The organism is Micromonospora echinospora (assembly GCF_900091495.1).
Lineage (GTDB): Bacteria > Actinomycetota > Actinomycetes > Mycobacteriales > Micromonosporaceae > Micromonospora > Micromonospora echinospora.
This window is the reverse complement of record NZ_LT607413.1, coordinates 3135723-3153345: the sequence shown is the minus strand read 5'-3', so window position 1 is coordinate 3153345 and position 17623 is coordinate 3135723. Positions and strand designations below refer to the sequence as shown.

The window sequence follows — 17623 nt, the reverse complement described above, 5'->3', positions numbered from 1 at the left end:
ACCCTCCAGCAGAGGCACTCGCCGGACGGAGAACCTAGCGGGGGCGGTCGGGACGCTGCGTGCCGAACAGCCACGCGTCGAAGAGCGCGTCGAGCTGCCGGCCGGAGACCTGCTCGGCCAGGGCCACGAAGTCCTCGGTGGTGGCGTTGCCGTCGCGCTTGTCGGCGGCCCAGTTCTTCAGAAGCCGGAAGAACGCGTCGTCGCCGACGGTCACCCGCAGGGCGTGCACGGTCATCGCGCCGCGCTGGTAGACCGACTCGCTGAACAGCTCGGCCGCGCCCGGGTCGCCCGGCGGGGTACGCCAGAGCGCCGACGAGGAACCGGTGTACGCGGCGTCGAACGCCTGCTGGGCGGTCCGGTCGCCCTGGTGCTCCGCCCAGAGCCACTCGGCGTAGGTGGCGAGGCCCTCGTTGAGCCAGATGTCCTGCCAGCGCTGGAGCGACACGCTGTTGCCGAACCACTGGTGCGCGATCTCGTGCACGACGATCCCGGCGTTCTCGCCGGAGTCGAAGAACCCGGCGGAGTAGACCGGACGGCTCTGCGTCTCCAGCGCGTAGCGGATCCGGCTGTCCGAGATCACCACCCCGCCGTACGCCCCGACCGGGTACGGCCCGAAGACGGTCTCCAGGTAGTCGGCGACCTGGAGGGTGCGCGCCATCGACGTGTCGGCCGCGCCCCGGGGGATCCGGGTGCTCACCGCCGTGACCACCGGCCGTCCCTTGTGCTCGCCGGTCTCCATCCGGTACTCCCCGATCACCAGCGTGCTCAGGTAGCTCGCCATCGGGGTCCGCTCGGCCCACTTCCAGGTGGTCCAGCCGCCCGCGCTGGCCCGGCCGGACGGCACGCCGTTGCTCACCGCGACCAGCCCGTCCGGCACGGTGACCTCGATGTCGTACGTCGCCTTGTCCGAGGGGTGGTCGTTGACCGGGAACCAGGTGCTCGCCGACTCCGGCTGACCGAGGGCGATCGCCCCGTCGGAGGTGTGCATGAAGCCGCCCTCGCCGAGCGCCTCGTTCTCCAGCGGTTGGGGCTTGCCGTCGTAGCGGACCTCGACCTCGAAGCCGTTGCCGGCGGGGAGGCCGGCGGCGGGCACGACGGTCAGCTCCGCCCCCTCGTGCGTGTGCGCGGCGGGTGCCCCGTCCACGCTGACCGCCCGGACGGTGAGCCCGGCCAGGTCCAGGTTGAGGCGGGACAGGTCGACGGTGGCCGTCGCCCGGACGGTGACGACACCGGCGAGCCGGTCCTGCGCCGGGTCGTAGCGGACCTTCACCGCGTACTCGCGGACGTCGTAGCCGCCGTTGCCGTAGTTGGGGAAGTAGGCGTCCCCCGCCCCGGGCGCGCCGGGGACGAACTTGCGGACACTCGGCGACGAGGCGGACGGCTCCGGGACGCCCTCCGGCTCGCGCGGGGACGACTCGCAACCGGCCGCCAGCAGTCCCGCCGCCAGCAGCAGTGCGGCGCGGCGTGTCGTACGCCGTACCTGTGTCATCGCAACCTCCAGGAGACGGCGCGGCTCGCCCGCGCGGCGGGCCGGAGCGCCCACGACCGGTACCGCCGGCTCGTCCACCGTGGCCGGGCCGACCGGGCGTTCCGATGATCACACACCGGGTCAGGGCATGGCCGGGGCGGTGTCGCCGACCAGCCAGGAATCGAGAAGCGGACGCAACGACCGGCCGGCAAGGCGTTCGGCCAGCAGCACGAGGTCGCCGGTGGTCGCGTTGCCGTTGCGCCGTTCCAGGGTCCAGGTCCGCAGGATCCGGAAGAAGGCGTCGTCGCCGACCGTCCGGCGCAGGGCGTGCACGGTGAGCGCCCCCCGTTGGTAGACCGCGGTGGAGAACAACCGGGCCGGGCCCGGGTCCAGGGTGGGCATCGACCAGTCGGTCACGGCGTACTGCCGCTCGAAGCTCTGCTGGGCCGTCCGGCCGCCGGTGTGTTCCGTCCAGAGCCACTCCGCGTAGGTGGCGAAGCCCTCGTTGAGCCAGATGTCGCTCCACCGGGCGACCGAGACGCTGTTGCCGAACCACTGGTGGGCCAGCTCGTGCGCGACCACGCCGGGGTTCGGCTGTCCGTCCCGGAAGAATCCCGGCCCGTACACCGGGCGGGACTGGGTCTCCAGGGCGTACCCGACACGCGGGTCGGCGACCGCGATCCCGCCGTACGACTCGAACGGGTACGGCCCGAAGAGGATCTCCAGGTAGTCGGCGATCTCGGTGGTGCGGTCGAGGGACCGGGCGGCGGGACCGTCGGCGGGCAGCCCGGCGGCGACCGCGGTGACCACCGGACGTCCCCGGTGCACACCGGTCTCCACCCGGTACTCCCCGATCACCAGGGTGCTCAGGTAGCTCGCCATCGGGGTCCGCTCGGCCCACCTCCAGGTGGTCCAGCCGCCGGCGCTGGTCCGTTGCTCCGGCACCCCGTTGCTCACCGCGGCCAGGCCGTCCGGCACGGTCACCTCGATGTCGTACGTCGCCTTGTCGAACGGATGGTCGTTGACCGGGAACCAGGTGCTCGCCGACTCCGGCTGACCGAGCGCGACCGCGCCGTCGGAGGTGTGCAGGAAGCCGCCCTCGCCCAGGCCGGAGTTGGTGACCGTGCCGGGTACCCCGGCGTACTCGACCACCACGGCGAAGCGGCGGCCCGGCGCGATCCGCTCGGCCGGGGTGACCACCAGTTCGGCGTCGTCCCGCCGGTGCGTGGCCGGCCGGCCGTCCACGGTGACCGAGGAGACGGTCAACCCGACCAGATCGAGGTTGAACCGGGTCAGCGCCTGTCGGCTGGTGGCGGTGACCGTGGTGGTGCCGTCGAGCCGGTCGGTGGCCGGGTCGTAGCGCACCCGCAGGTCGTACCCGGCGACGTCGTAGCCGCCGTTGCCGTACTGCGGGAAGTAACGGTCGCCGATGCCGGCGGCGCCCTCGTCACCGGCGGGGTCGTCCTTGGGGGTGCAACCGGCCAGGGCCGGTACGGCGACGAGGGCCAGCACCGCGGCGACGAGCCGGAACCGGCCCGGACGGTGGGTCACGGGCCGGTTCCGGCAACGGTCGACGCGTGCCGAGGGTGCCCGCGCCGGACGTGGTGGCAGGGGACCCCTCCTCATCGAAAAGCGGTATCAGGGGACCCCTGCTACCAGCTACCGGTCCAGGACCAGGCCGACCTTCTGGAACTCCTTCAGGTCGCGGTAGCCGCACTTGGCCATCGCCCGGCGCAGGCCGCCGAAGAGGTTGAGCTGGCCGTCCGGTTCGTCGGCCGGGCCGAAGAGCAGCCGCTCCATCTCCCCGAGCGGCTCGCCGGCGGCCTCGAACGCGCCCCGGGGCAGCGACGGGTGGCTCGCCGCCGAGTGCCACCAGGCGCCGCCGGCCGGAGCCTCCGCGCAGAGCGAGAGCGGCTCGCCGAGCATCACCGCGTCCGCGCCGCAGCCGAGCGCCTTGGCGATGTCGCCGGAGGTCTGCACGTCGCCGTCGGCGATCAGGTGGACGTACCGGCCGCCGGTCTCGTCGAGGTAGTCCCGGCGGGCCGCCGCCGCGTCCGCGATGGCGGTCGCCATGGGCACCCGGATGCCGAGCACCGACTCGGTGGTCGACCAGCCGTCGCCGCCGATGCCGACGATCACGCCCGCCGCGCCGGTACGCATCAGGTGCAGCGCCGTCTTGTAGTCGGTGCAGCCGCCGACGATCACCGGCAGGTCGAGGTCGGCGATGAACTCCTTGAGGTTCAGCGGCTCGTCGGTGGTGGAGACGTGCTCGGCGGAGACGATGGTGCCCTGGATGACCAGGATGTCGACCCCGGCGTCCAGGATCACCGGGGCCAGCGCCAGGGTGTGCTGCGGCGACACCCGCACGGCCACCGTGCCGCCCCCGGCCCGCAGCTCCCGGACCCGCTCGGCGATCAGGTCCGGGCGGATCGGCTCGGCGTACACCTCCTGGAGCCGCTTGGTGGCGCGGGCGTCCTCGCCGAGCCCGGCCAGTTCCTCCAGCACCTTGGTCGGGTTCTCGTACCGGGTCCAGAGCCCCTCGACGTTCAGCACGCCCAGGCCGCCGAGCTGGCCGAGCCGGACCGCCGAGGCCGGGCTCATCGTCGCGTCGGACGGGTGCGCGACGCAGGGGATGCCGAACTGGTACGCGTCGAGCTGCCAGGCGGTGGAGACGTCGTCGACGTCCCGGGTCCGCCGGCTCGGCACGATGGCGATGTCGTCCAGGTGGTAGCCGCGCTGCGCGGTCTTGCCCAGCCCGATCTCGACCACGTCACGCATGGGGGTCTCCAGTTGTCGCAGGGGATGGTCAGCGGGTGTGGTAGTTCGGCGCCTCGACGGTCATCTGGATGTCGTGCGGGTGGCTCTCCTTGAGGCCGGCCGCGGTGATCCGGATGAGCTGCCCACGGCGGTGCAGCTCGGGGATGCTCTCCGCGCCCGCGTACCCCATCGCCAGCCGCAGGCCGCCGACGAGCTGGTGGGCGACCCGGGAGAGGGGCCCGCGGTAGGGCACCTGCCCCTCGACGCCCTCGGGGACCAGCTTCTCGTCGCTGGACACGTCCTGCTGGAAGTAGCGGTCCTTGGAGTAGGACTTGGCCTGGCCCCGGGACTGCATCGCGCCCAGCGAGCCCATGCCCCGGTACGCCTTGAACTGCTTGCCGTTGATGAAGATCAGCTCACCCGGGCTCTCCTCGCAGCCGGCCAGCAGGCTGCCGAGCATCACCGTGTCGGCCCCGGCGACCAGTGCCTTGGCGATGTCGCCGGAGTACTGGATGCCGCCGTCGCCGATCACCGGGACGCCGGCCGGGCGGGCGGCGCGGGCCGCCTCCATGATCGCGGTGATCTGCGGCACGCCCACTCCGGCGACGATCCGGGTGGTGCAGATCGCCCCCGGCCCGACGCCGACCTTGACGCCGTCGGCACCAGCGTCGACCAGTGCCTTCGCCCCGGCGTACGTGGCCACGTTGCCACCGACGATGTCGGCGGTGGTGTCCTTCTTGAGCTGGCGGACCATGTCCAGCACGGCCCGCTGGTGCCCGTGCGCGGTGTCCACGATCAGCACGTCCACGCCCGCGTCGACCAGCGCCCGGGCCCGCTTGTACGCGTCCTCGCCGACCCCGACGGCGGCGGCGACCCGGAGCCGGCCGGCGTCGTCCTTGGTGGCGTTCGGGTACTGCTCGCTCTTGGTGAAGTCCTTGACGGTGATCAGCCCACGCAGCCGACCCGAGTCGTCGACGATCGGCAGCTTCTCGACCTTGTGCCGGCGCAGCAGGGTCAGCGCCTCGTCCTTGCTGACTCCGACCGGGGCGGTGACCAGCGGGGTCCGGGTCATGATCTCGCGGACCGGGGTGCTCGGCTCGGTGACGAAGCGCATGTCCCGGTTGGTGACGATGCCGACGAGCTGACCGTCGGCGTCCACCACCGGCACGCCGGAGATGCGGTACCGCCCGCAGAGCGCGTCCACGTCACGGAGGGTGTCGTCCGGGCTGGCCGTCACCGGGTTGGTGATCATGCCGGACTCGGAGCGCTTGACCAGGTCGACCTGGAGCGCCTGGTCCTCGACGGAGAGGTTGCGGTGCAGCACGCCGATGCCGCCCTGCCGGGCCATGGCGATGGCCATCCGCGCCTCGGTCACCGTGTCCATCGCGCTGGAGAGCAGCGGCACGGCGAGGGTGACGTTGCGGGTCAGCCGGGTCACCGTGTTGACCCGGCTCGGCACCACGTCCGACTCGCCCGGCTGGAGCAGCACGTCGTCGAAGGTCAGGCCAAGGGGCACCACCCGCGCCGAGCCGGCGGGCAGTTCCGGCAGGTGGCCACCCAGCTCGCCGGGCTCGACACCCGTCGGACGATCGGTGCTGGGCGAAATATCCACGATTGCTCTCCTGAGCTGCTCGTTACGGGCTTCGTGAGGTGGTGCGCGGCACCGGAACACGCCGCCGAACGCGGGCGCGTCACCCCATCGTACCCATTGAGCTGGGCGGCCCCGGGCGGCGGCGCGGTGGGTGCCGGGCGGCCTGGGGCAGGCGGGCGGACGACGTTGGGTCTACGGTGAGGGGGTGCACGACGAGCCCATCGACCCGTTCAACGGCGACCCGGCCGACCCGGCCGCCGGCCTGCACGACCCCGGTGACGACGACTCACTCGAACCGCTGACCGACGTCGAGCGGCAGGACGTCCTGGAGGACCTGGCGGATCTTGAAATCTACCAGGCGCTGCTGGCGCCGATCGGGGTCCGCGGCTTGGTGATCGAGTGCGAGGACTGCCACGAACCGCACTACTTCGACTGGGACCTGCTCCGGGGCAACCTGCGCCACCTGCTCAGCTCGGGGCGGCCCCGGGTGCACGAGCCGGCCTACGACCCGGACCCCGACCACTACGTCACCTGGGACTACGCCCGGGGCTACGCCGACGGGGTGCACGACACCCTGACCGAGTCCGGCGACGACGACACCGACTCCTCCGGCGACTGACCCGCCCACCGGCCGGGCGTCCGGGATCGACTCAGGCGACCAGGCCGGCGCGGAAGCCGGCGGCGACGGCGTGCGCCCGGTCCCGGGCACCGAGCTTGCGGAAGAGCCGACGGGCGTGGGTCTTGACGGTGTCCTCCGAGACGAACAGCTCCCGGCCGATCTCGGCGTTGCTCTTTCCCTCGGCCATGCCGAGCAGCACCTGGAGCTCCCGTTCGGTCAGCCCGATCCCGCCCCGCCCGCGCCCGGCCGGTTCGGGTCGGCGAGGCTCCTGCGCCGTCCGGCCCGTCTCCGGCTCCGCAGCGTCGTCCGGCTCGTCGTCGCCGCGCTGGACCGGAACCATCGCTGGGCCGCCCGGCGCCTCCTGCCCCGGCCACTCGGGTGGCGTGGCGGCCGGGGCACGGCCGCCCGGACGTCCGGTCGCGCCGACGACGGCGGCGGTGTCCAGGGCCGGGTCGGTGATCCGGCGGCGGGACGACCGTCCCGGGGCGGTGAGCAGCAGGAGGGCCTTGGCGACCGCGCTGGTCAGATCCTGGTCGACGCCCTGGATCAGCCCACGCGCACCGGCGCTGATGGTCGCCGCCGCCGCGCCGGACTCCTCCGCGCCGAGCAGCAGCACCGCCGCCTGGGGGGCCCGGGCCAGGACGCGCCGGACGAAACCGGCGCTGTCCGGGCGGGTCAGCGCGGTGTCGGCGAGCACCACGTCGGGCGGTTGCTCGGCGAGGCGCAGCATCACCTCGGGATCAGAGACGGCGGTACGGACGACGGCGGACAGGCCCAGCCTGGCCGCTGCGGAAGACAGGTGCTGCGCCGCCAACGGGGTTCGGACGCAGACGAGAACCGTACGCACAGTGGGGTCTCCTCTCCGTCAGGAAGCAGACCACGGGCGACGCTGATCATGAGGGCGTTCCGGGCAATTCTCCGAACTTTTCCGACATATGGGGTCTTTGCCGCGAGTTGCCGGAGGTTTTCGATCACACACGTGTGAGCGGGCGAACGGCAGGGTATCGGAGGGTCCAGGCCGGACCCGGCGTGCTCGCGCGAACCGTCGCCCGGGACGGCCTGACGGACCATCGCGGCGGTGCCGCGCGGGAGGAGGGGTGCTGATGTCGAACGTACGTAGACTGCCCGGACCCATCGTCGACCTCTGGGACTGGCAGCGGCTCGGTGCCTGCCGGGGCCGCGACAGCGCCCAGTTCTTCCACCCGGACGGCGAACGCGGTTCCTCCCGACTGCGCCGGGAATCGGGGGCCAAGGCGGTCTGCCGGGCCTGCCCGGTGCGCGCCGAGTGCGCGGCGCACGCCCTCACCGTCCGCGAGCCGTACGGGGTGTGGGGCGGCTTCAGCGAGTCCGAGCGCCTCCGCCTGCTCGCCATCGGCTGGGAGGACCTGGCCGACCGGCGGCGCAGCCGGGTGGACGTCGCCCGCCTGGAGGCCCGCCTCGGCCGCCCGCACAAGTCGACGGTGCCCGCCCAGCGCAACGTCGCCTGAGGCACCGACCAGGACCACCGCTGCCGCGCCCCCGGCGGGGGCGCGGCAGCGTGCTGTCCGGCAGGCATGACCACCATGCCACGCGGGAGAGCCGAGGCATGGCACCGCCCGACGCACGGTCACCCGCAGTAAGGATGTGCCAATCACCAATCACGGACACGAAGCGTGACCACGGGTTCCTGGCCTCCATCCGGTCCGTCCCAGCCCACCGGCCCGAGTACGGCACAGGGCACGCCGTCACGGGAACGGCGTGCCCTGTGGTGCGACGTGCCGGCGGGCGCCCCGGGGGAGCGGCGCACCCGCCGTACCGTGTCGCGGACGGCTCAGAAGCCGGGGCCGTGCTGGTGGCTGTGGCCGTGGCCGTGGGAGTGCCCGTGGCCACCGGCGGCCGCCTCGGCCTTCTCCGGCTTCTCCACCACCAGGCTCTCGGTGGTGAGCAGCAGACCGGCGATGGACGCGGCGTTGGTGACCGCGTTGCGGGTCACCTTCACCGGGTCGATGATGCCGTTGCCGACCAGGTCGACGTACTGCCCGGCGGCGGCGTCGAGGCCGTGGCCCCACTCGCTGCCGGCGACTTTCTGCACGACGACGTAGCCGTCCTGGCCGGCGTTCTGGGCGATCCAGCGCAGCGGCTCGACCAGCGCCTTGCGCACGATCGAGACGCCGACCTTCTCGTCGCCGGTGAAACCGAGGTCGTCGTCGAGCGTCGGGAGGATCTGCGCGAGGGCGGCGCCACCGCCGGGCACCGTACCCTCCTCGACCGCGGCCTTGGTCGCCGCGATGGCGTCCTCGATGCGGTGCTTGCGCTCCTTCATCTCGACCTCGGTCGCCGCGCCCACCTTGATGACCGCCACGCCGCCGGAGAGCTTCGCCAGCCGCTCGGCCAGCTTCTCCCGGTCCCACTCGGAGTCCGAGGCCTCGATCTCCTTGCGGATCTGCGCGACCCGGTCGGCGACCTCGGTGTCCTGACCGCCACCGTCGACGATGGTGGTGTTCTCCTTGTCGACGACCACACGGCGGGCGGTGCCGAGCGCCTCCAGCCCGATCTGGTCGAGCTTGTAGCCCAGCTCCGGCGCGACCAGCTCGGCGCCGGTCTGGATCGCCATGTCCTGGAGCATCGCCTTGCGGCGGTCACCGAAGCCCGGGGCCTTGACCGCGCAGACCTTGATGGTCTTGCGCAGCGCGTTGACCACCAGCGTGGAGAGCGCCTGGCCCTCGACGTCCTCGGCGACGATCAGCAGCGGCCGGCTGTCCGCGAGGACCTTCTCCAGCAGCGGCAGCAGTTCCTCGATCGCCGAGATCTTCTGCGTGGTGATCAGGATGTACGGGTTCTCCAGGACCGCTTCCTGCGACTCCAGGTCGGTCACGAAGTTCGGCGAGATGAAGCCCTTGTCGAACTGGAGACCCTCGGTCACGTCCAGCTCGGTGTGCAGGGCGGAGCCCTCCTCGACGGTGATGACACCGTCCCGGCCGACCCTCTCCATCGCCTCGGCGATCAGCTCGCCGATGGTGGCGTCCTGCGCCGAGATCGTCGCCACGTGGGCGATCGAGGTCTTGTCGGCCACCTCGACGGCCCGGTCGAGCAGGGCCTCGGAGACCTTGGCCGCCGCCGCGTCGATGCCGCGCTTGAGGCCGGCCGGGTTGGTCCCGGCGGTCACGTTGCGCAGGCCCTCGCGGACCATGGCCTGGGCGAGCACGGTGGCGGTGGTGGTCCCGTCGCCGGCGACGTCGTTGGTCTTGGTCGCCACCTCCTTGACCAGCTGCGCGCCGAGGTTTTCGTACGGGTTGGTGAGCTCGATCTCCTTGGCGATGGTGACCCCATCGTTGGTGATCGTCGGCGCACCGAATTTCTTGTCCAGGACGACGTTGCGCCCGCGCGGGCCGAGAGTGACCTTGACCGCGTCCGCGAGGGCGTTGACACCGTGCTCGAGCAGGTGTCGGGCGTCATCCGAGAAGCTCAGGATCTTCGCCATGGATATCCCTTCGAAGCGTTGCTGCCCCGGCCCGGCGAGCCGGACCGGGGCAGCGACACTGATCGGTTGGTTACTTCTCGATGACCGCGAGGACGTCGCGGGCGGAGAGCACCAGGTACTCCTCGCCGGCGTACTTGACCTCGGTGCCGCCGTACTTCGAGTAGATGACGGTGTCGCCGACCTGCACGTCAACCGGGATCCGGTTGCCCTTGTCGTCGACGCGGCCCGGGCCGACAGCGAGGACGGTGCCCTCCTGCGGCTTCTCCTTGGCGGTGTCGGGGATCACGATGCCCGACGCCGTGGTGGTCTCAGCCTCGTTCGCCTGGACCAGGATCCGGTCCTCGAGCGGCTTGATCGCAACCTTGGTCGCGGTAGTCACGGGCATACCCTCCTGGGGTACTTGGTTTCGTAACCGGTCGGCGGGGCCGACCAGCGTCAATCTGCCACATGCCACCGGGCGGGGCCGTCGTCGCGGGTGCCGGTCCGCCTGGCGTTCAACCCCCGGGCGAGGCCCGGAAGCTGGCACCCTCGATGGGAGAGTGCTAATCGCAGATTAGGCCGCCGCTAGCACTCCGTCAAGGAGAGTGCCAACGACGGCGGGGCGCGTCGCGCCGTCCGGGCCGTCCGAGTTCACCGGCCGCCCGCCGGCCGGACCCCGTCCCGCCCCGGAGGGCCACCGCCCCGCGCCATGACCGCCACCGGGGCCCGAGCCGATCGCCGCCACACCTGGACAACTACAGTTAACAATCCTAATAATTAGGCATCCGTCGATCCGACGGCTCTCCTACCGGGAGGTCCGGATGCGTCGCCCTGTCCCGAGATTGTTGCTGGCCGCCGTCGCGGCCCTCGCCGCCATCACCGCCACCACCCTCGTCGTCGCCGCGCCGGCCCAGGCCGCCGGTCCGACCGCCACCCTCGTCCGCACCGCCGATTGGGGCACCGGATGGGAGGGGCGTTACACCATCACCAACGGTGGTCCGACCACCATCACCAGCTGGCAGGTCGCCTTCGCCCTGCCGTCGGGCACCACCCTCGGCTCCTACTGGGACGCCACCCTGACCAGTGCCGGCGGACGGCACACCTTCACCAACCGGTCGTGGAACGGCACCGTCGCGCCGGGCGCCTCGGTGTCGTTCGGCTTCCTGGTCACCGGCTCCGGCTCCCCCACCAACTGCACGGTCAACGGCGCACCCTGCACCGGCGGCCCGCCGACCACGCCGCCGCCGACCACGCCGCCTCCCACCACCCCGCCGCCGACCACGCCGCCTCCCACCACGCCGCCCCCGACGACGCCGCCGCCTGGTGGGCTGCCCCGGCACGCGCTGATCGGCTACCTGCACGCCAGCTTCGCCAACGGCTCGGGCTACCTGCGGATGGCCGACGTGCCGGCCGACTGGGACATCATCAACCTGGCCTTCGGTGAGCCGACCACCGTGACCTCAGGCGACATCCGCTTCCAGCTCTGCCCGGCGGCCGAGTGCCCCGGGGTGGAGACCGAGGCCGAGTTCATCGCCGCGATCCGCGCCAAGCAGGCACAGGGCAAGAAGGTGCTGCTCTCCATCGGCGGACAGAACGGCCAGGTCCAGCTCACCACCACCGCCGCCCGGGACACCTTCGTCCGGTCGGTGTCGGCCATCATCGACCGGTACGGCCTGAACGGGCTCGACATCGACTTCGAGGGGCACTCGCTCTACCTGAACGCCGGGGACACCGACTTCCGCAACCCGACCACGCCGGTGATCGTCAACCTGATCTCCGCGATCCGCACGATCAAGCAGCGGTACGGGGCCAACTTCGTGCTCACCATGGCGCCGGAGACGTTCTTCGTCCAACTCGGCTACCAGTACTACGGGCAGGGACCGTGGGGTGGGCAGGACCCGCGCTCCGGGTCGTACCTGCCGGTGATCCACGCGCTGCGGAACGACCTCACCGTGCTGCACGTCCAGAACTACAACTCGGGACCGATCATGGGGCTGGACAACCAGTACCACACGATGGGCAGCGCCGACTTCCACATCGCGATGACGGACATGCTGCTGGCCGGCTTCCCGGTCGCCGGCAACCCGGACCGGTTCTTCCCGGCGCTGCGCGAGGACCAGGTGGCCTTCGGGGCGCCCTCCTCCCCCAGCGCCGGCAACGGCTACCTCGCCCCCGCCGGGGTGCAGGCCGCGGTGAACTGCCTGGTGAAGGGGCAGAGCTGCGGGTCGTACGCCCCGCGCAGCGGAACCAACCCGGCCTTCCGGGGGCTGATGACCTGGTCGATCAACTGGGACCGGTTCTACGCCTGGGAGTTCCGCCTGCACCACGGCCCGTTCCTGCGCGCGCTGCCCTGACCGGGCCGGGTCGGGTGCCTGCAGGGGTCCCCTGTTCGACAAAAAGCGGTAACAAGGGGCCCCTGCTACCTCCCGGACCCGGCCCCGTCACACGTCCAGGACCGGCGGGCTCCCGAGGTGGTCGACGGGCGGCGGTGCCGGCGGTCCAGAATGGGCCGGGTGGATCTCGACCAGTTCGCCGTCCTGCGTACCCCCGAGGGGTCGGCCGCGCTCGACGCGGCGGCGCGGGTGGCCGGCGGCGACCCGCTGACCTCGGCGGCGGCGCTCCGCTCGGCCGGCGTGCCGGCCGACCTGGCCGCCGCCGCGCTCACCCAGGCCGAGCTGCGGCGACGGGCGACCGGCAAGTTCGGCCCGGAGGCGGCCGGCATGTTCCTCACCCGCGCCGGGCTGGAGCAGGCGACCCGGCGGGTGGTGGCCGACCGGCGCGCCGCGCGGTTGCGGGACGCCGGGGTACGCGCCCTCGCCGACCTCGGCTGCGGTCTCGGCGCGGACGCGCTCGCCGCCGCCCGGGCCGGCATCCGGGTGTACGGGGTGGAGGCCGATCCGCTCACCGCCGCGATGGCCGCCGCGAACGCCGGGGCGGCCGGGCTGGCCGACGCGTTCACCGTCGAGTGCGGCGACGCGACCGCGTTCGACGTGTCCCGGGTGGACGGGGTCTTCTGCGACCCGGCCCGCCGCAGCACCGGCACCGGCCGGCGGATCTTCGACCCGAAGGCGTACTCACCTCCGTGGGACTTCGTGACCGACCTCGCCGCGCGGGTGCCGCACACGGTGGTGAAGGTGGCCCCCGGGCTGGACCACGCGCTGATCCCGGCCGGCGCGGAGGCCGAGTGGGTCAGCGTCGACGGCGACCTGGTGGAGGCGGCGCTCTGGTGCGGCCGGCTGGCCGAGCTGCCCCGCCGGGCCACCGTGCTGCGGGCCGGAGCCGTGCACCAGCTCACCGGCTCGGGCACGGAGGAGGCGGCGGTCGGCCCGGTCCGGCGCTACCTGTACGACCCGGACCCGGCGGTGGTCCGCGCGCACCTGGTCGCCGAGCTCGCCACCGCGCTGGGCGCGACGATCGCCGACCCGAGCATCGCCTACCTGTACGCGGACACCCCCGACGTGACCCCCTTCGCCCGCTGCCTGGAGGTCACCGACGTGCTGCCGTTCTCGCTGAAGCGGCTGCGTGCCCTGCTGCGCGACCGGCGGGTGGGGCGGGTGGAGATCCTCAAGCGCGGCTCGGCGCTGGAGCCCGAGCGGCTCCGGCGCGACCTGCGGCTCGCCGGCGACCAGGCGGCGAGTGTGGTGCTCACCCGGGTCGCCGGGGCGCCGACCGCGCTGGTCTGCCGGCCGACCGGTTAGATTGAGCCCGTGGCGGGACGGGGAACACCGGCGACGGCGCTGCTGGTCAAGCGCGGGGTCGGGCACAGCGTCCACCCGTACGACGTCGCGCCGGACACCCCGAACTACGGCGCCGAGGTCGCCGCGGCGCTCGGCGTACCGGCCGACCGGGTGTTCAAGACCCTGGTGACCGAGGTGGACGGCGCTCTGACCGTGGCGGTCGTCCCGGTCACCGGTGAGCTGGACCTCAAGGCGCTCGCGGGGGCGGCCGGCGGGAAGCGGGCCGTCCTCGCCGACCGGGTCCTCGCCGAACGCGCCACGGGTTACGTGCGTGGCGGCATCAGCCCACTGGGTCAGCGCCGACGGCTGCCGACGGTGCTGGACGTCTCGGCCCTGGACTTCCCGAGCGTCTACGTCTCGGCCGGGCGGCGCGGGCTCCAGGTTCAGCTCGCCCCGGCGGACCTGGTCGCGCTGACCGGGGCGACCACCGCGCCGATCGCCACCCGCTGAACGGCCGGCTGCCACCGACGGCGGCCCCCTTCTCTTCTCCCGCGCCGCCCGACGCGCAGGCGAGGCGTTGATCATCTTCGTTCGACCCGGTGCCCGTGACAGCCGTCCGACCTGCGCGTTTCGTCGGCGTTGCTGAATTGTTACCGCCGCCAACAAATCCATGACCTCGACAGTCTTGCGCTCGCAGTGTGACGGGGAATACGTTGCCGGACACAACAAAACAACCACACCCCCACCCCGAAAGGAACCCCGCACATGCGCAGAGGGATCCTCACCATCGCGACCGTGGGCCTGCTCGTCACCGGCGGCGTGGCCGCCTGCGGCGACGACTCGGGCAGCGACAGCGACGCCGGTTCCGACAAGAAGCCCAAGATCGGCGTGATCCTGCCGGACAGCAAGTCCTCCGGCCGGTGGGAGAACGCGGACCGCAAGTTCCTCGAGGCGGCCTTCAAGGCGGCGGGCGTCGACTACGACATCCAGAACGCCCAGGACGACAAGTCCAACTTCCAGACCATCGCCGACCAGATGATCACCAGCGGGGTGACCGCCCTGATGATCGTCAACCTGGACTCCGGCACCGGCAAGGCCGTGCTGGACAAGGCGAAGTCGCAGGGTGTGGCGACCATCGACTACGACCGGCTCACCCTGGGTGGCAGCGCCGAGTACTACGTCAGCTTCGACAACGAGGTGGTCGGCAAGCTCCAGGGCGAGGGCCTGACGAAGTGCCTCACCGACAAGGGCGTGCAGAAGCCGGTGGTGGCGTACCTGAACGGCTCCCCCACCGACAACAACGCCACCCTGTTCAAGAACGGCTACGACTCGGTGCTCAAGCCGAAGTTCGACTCCGGCGAGTACGTCAAGGGCCCGGAGCAGTCCGTCCCGGCCTGGGACAACGCCCAGGGTGCCACGCTGTTCGAGCAGATGCTGACCCAGACCGGCGGCAAGATCGACGGTGTGCTCGCGGCGAACGACGGCCTCGGCAACGCGGCCATCTCGGTGCTCAAGAAGAACAAGCTCAACGGCAAGGTCCCGGTGACCGGGCAGGACGCCGACCTCCAGGGGTTGCAGAACATCCTCGCCGGTGACCAGTGCATGACCGTCTACAAGGCGATCAAGCAGGAGGCCGACGCCGCCGCCGAGCTGGCCATCGGGCTGGCCAAGGGCGAGCGCAAGGAGACCGGGCAGACGGTGAAGGACCCGGAGAGCGGCCGGGACGTGCCCTCGGTCCTGCTCACCCCGAAGCTGATCTTCAAGGAGAACGTCAAGGACGTCGTGGCGGACGGCTTCGTCACCAAGGAGGCGCTCTGCACCGCCGAGTACGCCAAGCTCTGCGCCGACGCCGGGATCAGCTGAGCCGTACCGGTTTCCGGTGCCCCCACCGGAGCGCGGGCGTCACCTGAGGACCGCAACCCTCGGTGACGCCCGCCCCGGCGGCTCGACAGACGTGAAGGAGACCCGTGTCCACCACCCCCCTGCTGGAACTACGTGGGATCGACAAGAGCTTCGGCCCGGTCCAGGTCCTGCGTGACGTGGCCCTCTCCGCCCACGCGGGGGAGGTGACCGCCCTGGTCGGCGACAACGGCGCCGGTAAGTCGACCCTGGTCAAGTGCATCAGCGGCATCTACCCCACCGACGCCGGCGCGTTCCTCTTCGAGGGCCGGCCGGTGACCATCAACAGCCCCCGGGACGCCGCCGCCCTCGGCATCGAGGTCGTCTACCAGGACCTCGCGCTCTGCGACAACCTCGACATCGTGCAGAACATGTTCCTCGGTCGGGAGAAGCGCACCGGCATCGTGCTCGACGAACCGACCATGGAGCAGATGGCCGCCGAGACCCTGGCCGGGCTGAACGTCCGGACGGTCAAGTCGCTACGCCAGCACGTCTCCAGCCTCTCCGGCGGCCAGCGCCAGACCGTGGCGATCGCCAAGGCGGTGCTCTGGAACAGCAAGCTGGTGATCCTGGACGAGCCGACCGCCGCCCTCGGTGTCGCGCAGACCGCCCAGGTGCTCGAACTGGTCCGGCGGCTCGCCGACAACGGCCTGGCCGTCGTGCTCATCTCGCACAACATGAACGACGTGTTCGCGGTCTCCGACCGGATCGCCGCGCTCTACCTCGGGCAGATGGTCGCCCAGGTGAAGACCACCGACATCACCCACGCCCAGGTGGTCGAACTGATCACCGCCGGCCGGTCCGGCGCGCTCGGCCTGACGGCCGGCAACGGCGCGCAGCCCCCCGACACCGGCGCATCCGCCGACAGCACCCCAGGAGCCCTCCGATGACCAGCACCGCCGTGCGCAAGGTCGGTCCGGTGGCGGTCACCGACACGCCGACCGTGGGCGGCCACGTCCGCAACTACATCAGCCGGGTACGCGGCGGCGACATCGGGGCGCTGCCGGCCGTCCTGGGACTGGTCGTGCTCTGCACGGTCTTCTCGATCATGCGACCGTCGTTCCTGTCGGCGCAGAACTTCGCCAACCTCTTCACCCAGGGCGCGGCGGTCACGCTGATCGCGATGGGGCTGGTCTTCGTCCTGCTGCTCGGCGAGATCGACCTCTCCGCCGGCTTCGCCAGCGGGGTCTGCGCCGCCGTGCTGGCCAACATCGTCACCAAGGCGGGCCTGCCGTGGTACGTGGCGGTGCTCGCGGCCGTCGTCACCGGCCTGGTCATCGGGCTCGTCCTCGGCTTCCTGGTCGCGAAGATCGGCATCCCGTCCTTCGTGGTCACGCTCGCCGCCTTCCTCGCCTTCCAGGGCATCGTGCTGCTGTTGATCAGCGGCGGCAGCAACATCTCCGTCCGGGACGAGGTGCTGGTGGCGATCGCCAACCGCAACCTGACGCCGACGCTCGGCTGGCTCTTCTTCGCCGTCGTGGTGGGCGGGTACGCGGCGGTGCAGCTCCTGCGCCACCGGAAGCGGACCGCCCGGGGCCTGCTCGCCGACCCGTTCCCGGTGGTGCTGGCCCGGATCGGCGGGCTGGCGGTCGTCCTCGGCGTGGCGGTCTACATCCTCAACCTGGAGCGCAGCCGCAACGTGCTGATCAACTCGCTCAAGGGCGTGCCGATCGTGGTGCCGATCATCGCGGTACTGCTGATCTTCTGGACCTTCGTGCTCCAGCGCACCAGCTACGGCCGGCACGTCTACGCGGTCGGCGGCAACCGGGAGGCAGCCCGCCGGGCCGGCATCAACGTCGACCGGATCCGGATCTCGGTCTTCGTGATCTGCTCGACCATGGCCGCGATCGGGGGCATCGTGGCCGCCAGCCGGGCCAACTCGGTCGACCCGAACACCGGGGGCAGTAACGTACTGCTCTACGCCGTCGGCGCGGCGGTGATCGGCGGGACCAGCCTCTTCGGCGGCAAGGGGAGGGTGCTCGACGCGGTGCTCGGCGGTGCGGTGGTCGCGGTGATCGACAACGGCATGGGCCTGATGGGCTACGAGGCCGGGGTCAAGTACGTGGTCACCGGAGTCGTGCTGCTGCTCGCCGCGAGCGTCGACGCGTTCTCCCGACGACGGGCTGCCGCCACCGGCAACCGCTGACCACGTTCGCCTACCGGAGTACCAGGA

15 protein-coding genes are annotated in these 17623 nt (G+C 71.8%); 8 read left to right on the top strand and 7 right to left on the bottom strand.

Features of this window, described 5'->3' with window-relative positions; genetic code table 11:
- Positions 1–34: 34 nt before the first annotated feature.
- The 4 genes from GA0070618_RS14625 to guaB form a co-directional block, all read right to left on the bottom strand.
- Positions 35–1489 (bottom strand): M1 family metallopeptidase, encoded by a 1455-nt coding sequence (locus tag GA0070618_RS14625; RefSeq protein WP_088985530.1) that lies wholly within the window; start codon positions 1487–1489, stop codon positions 35–37.
- A gap of 120 nt (positions 1490–1609) precedes the next feature.
- The gene (locus GA0070618_RS14620) at positions 1610–3019 is read right to left on the bottom strand and encodes a M1 family metallopeptidase (protein WP_231931739.1); all 1410 of its coding nucleotides are present in this window, start codon (positions 3017–3019) and stop codon (positions 1610–1612) included.
- Positions 3020–3127: 108 nt separating this feature from the next.
- A complete protein-coding gene (locus tag GA0070618_RS14615) occupies positions 3128–4246 on the bottom strand; it encodes a GuaB3 family IMP dehydrogenase-related protein (RefSeq protein ID WP_088982124.1) in 1119 nt (372 codons plus the stop codon).
- A gap of 28 nt (positions 4247–4274) precedes the next feature.
- Positions 4275–5837 (bottom strand): IMP dehydrogenase, encoded by a 1563-nt coding sequence (guaB, locus tag GA0070618_RS14610; protein ID WP_088982123.1) that lies wholly within the window; start codon positions 5835–5837, stop codon positions 4275–4277.
- A 184-nt stretch (positions 5838–6021) separates the two neighbouring features.
- Between guaB and GA0070618_RS14605 the strand changes: the two genes are divergently transcribed.
- A complete protein-coding gene (locus GA0070618_RS14605) occupies positions 6022–6435 on the top strand; it encodes a DUF5319 domain-containing protein (RefSeq protein ID WP_088982122.1) in 414 nt (137 codons plus the stop codon).
- Between the two features lie 31 nt (positions 6436–6466).
- On the opposite strand, the gene GA0070618_RS14600 is transcribed toward GA0070618_RS14605, so the two are convergent.
- Positions 6467–7282, bottom strand: a complete 816-nt coding sequence (locus GA0070618_RS14600) for a helix-turn-helix transcriptional regulator (RefSeq protein WP_088982121.1) — start codon at positions 7280–7282, stop codon at positions 6467–6469.
- A gap of 256 nt (positions 7283–7538) precedes the next feature.
- Between GA0070618_RS14600 and GA0070618_RS14595 the strand changes: the two genes are divergently transcribed.
- Positions 7539–7922, top strand: a complete 384-nt coding sequence (locus tag GA0070618_RS14595) for a WhiB family transcriptional regulator (RefSeq protein ID WP_088985529.1) — start codon at positions 7539–7541, stop codon at positions 7920–7922.
- Positions 7923–8245: 323 nt separating this feature from the next.
- On the opposite strand, the gene groL is transcribed toward GA0070618_RS14595, so the two are convergent.
- Positions 8246–9895 (bottom strand): chaperonin GroEL, encoded by a 1650-nt coding sequence (gene groL, locus GA0070618_RS14590; RefSeq protein ID WP_088982120.1) that lies wholly within the window; start codon positions 9893–9895, stop codon positions 8246–8248.
- A gap of 70 nt (positions 9896–9965) precedes the next feature.
- A complete protein-coding gene (gene groES, locus GA0070618_RS14585; RefSeq protein ID WP_088976050.1) occupies positions 9966–10280 on the bottom strand; it encodes a co-chaperone GroES in 315 nt (104 codons plus the stop codon).
- Positions 10281–10716: 436 nt separating this feature from the next.
- On the opposite strand from groES, the gene GA0070618_RS14580 reads away from it, so the two are divergent.
- The 6 genes from GA0070618_RS14580 (at position 10717) to GA0070618_RS14555 (ending at position 17596) form a co-directional block, all read left to right on the top strand.
- On the top strand, positions 10717–12228 hold the full coding sequence (locus GA0070618_RS14580) for a chitinase (RefSeq protein ID WP_088982119.1): 1512 nt from the start codon (positions 10717–10719) through the stop codon (positions 12226–12228).
- A gap of 159 nt (positions 12229–12387) precedes the next feature.
- A complete protein-coding gene (locus tag GA0070618_RS14575; RefSeq protein ID WP_088985528.1) occupies positions 12388–13572 on the top strand; it encodes a class I SAM-dependent methyltransferase in 1185 nt (394 codons plus the stop codon).
- Positions 13573–13581: 9 nt separating this feature from the next.
- Complete coding sequence (ybaK, locus tag GA0070618_RS14570; protein ID WP_088982118.1) at positions 13582–14061, top strand: Cys-tRNA(Pro) deacylase; 480 nt, start codon at positions 13582–13584, stop codon at positions 14059–14061.
- Between the two features lie 255 nt (positions 14062–14316).
- The gene (locus tag GA0070618_RS14565; RefSeq protein ID WP_088982117.1) at positions 14317–15414 is read left to right on the top strand and encodes a sugar ABC transporter substrate-binding protein; all 1098 of its coding nucleotides are present in this window, start codon (positions 14317–14319) and stop codon (positions 15412–15414) included.
- Positions 15415–15518: 104 nt separating this feature from the next.
- The gene (locus GA0070618_RS14560; protein WP_088982116.1) at positions 15519–16340 is read left to right on the top strand and encodes an ATP-binding cassette domain-containing protein; all 822 of its coding nucleotides are present in this window, start codon (positions 15519–15521) and stop codon (positions 16338–16340) included.
- Complete coding sequence (locus GA0070618_RS14555; RefSeq protein ID WP_088982115.1) at positions 16337–17596, top strand: sugar ABC transporter permease; 1260 nt, start codon at positions 16337–16339, stop codon at positions 17594–17596. The genes GA0070618_RS14560 and GA0070618_RS14555 overlap by 4 nt, the downstream gene beginning before the upstream one ends.
- Positions 17597–17623: the final 27 nt, after the last annotated feature.

Coding starts and splice junctions, on each gene's coding strand:
- GA0070618_RS14625 (WP_088985530.1), bottom strand. CDS start 1,489: ATGACACAGGTACGGCGTACGACACGCCGCGCCGCACTGCTGCTGGCG.
- GA0070618_RS14615 (WP_088982124.1), bottom strand. CDS start 4,246: ATGCGTGACGTGGTCGAGATCGGGCTGGGCAAGACCGCGCAGCGCGGC.
- GA0070618_RS14595 (WP_088985529.1), top strand. CDS start 7,539: ATGTCGAACGTACGTAGACTGCCCGGACCCATCGTCGACCTCTGGGAC.
- groL (WP_088982120.1), bottom strand. CDS start 9,895: ATGGCGAAGATCCTGAGCTTCTCGGATGACGCCCGACACCTGCTCGAG.
- groES (WP_088976050.1), bottom strand. CDS start 10,280: ATGCCCGTGACTACCGCGACCAAGGTTGCGATCAAGCCGCTCGAGGAC.
- GA0070618_RS14565 (WP_088982117.1), top strand. CDS start 14,317: ATGCGCAGAGGGATCCTCACCATCGCGACCGTGGGCCTGCTCGTCACC.
- GA0070618_RS14555 (WP_088982115.1), top strand. CDS start 16,337: ATGACCAGCACCGCCGTGCGCAAGGTCGGTCCGGTGGCGGTCACCGAC.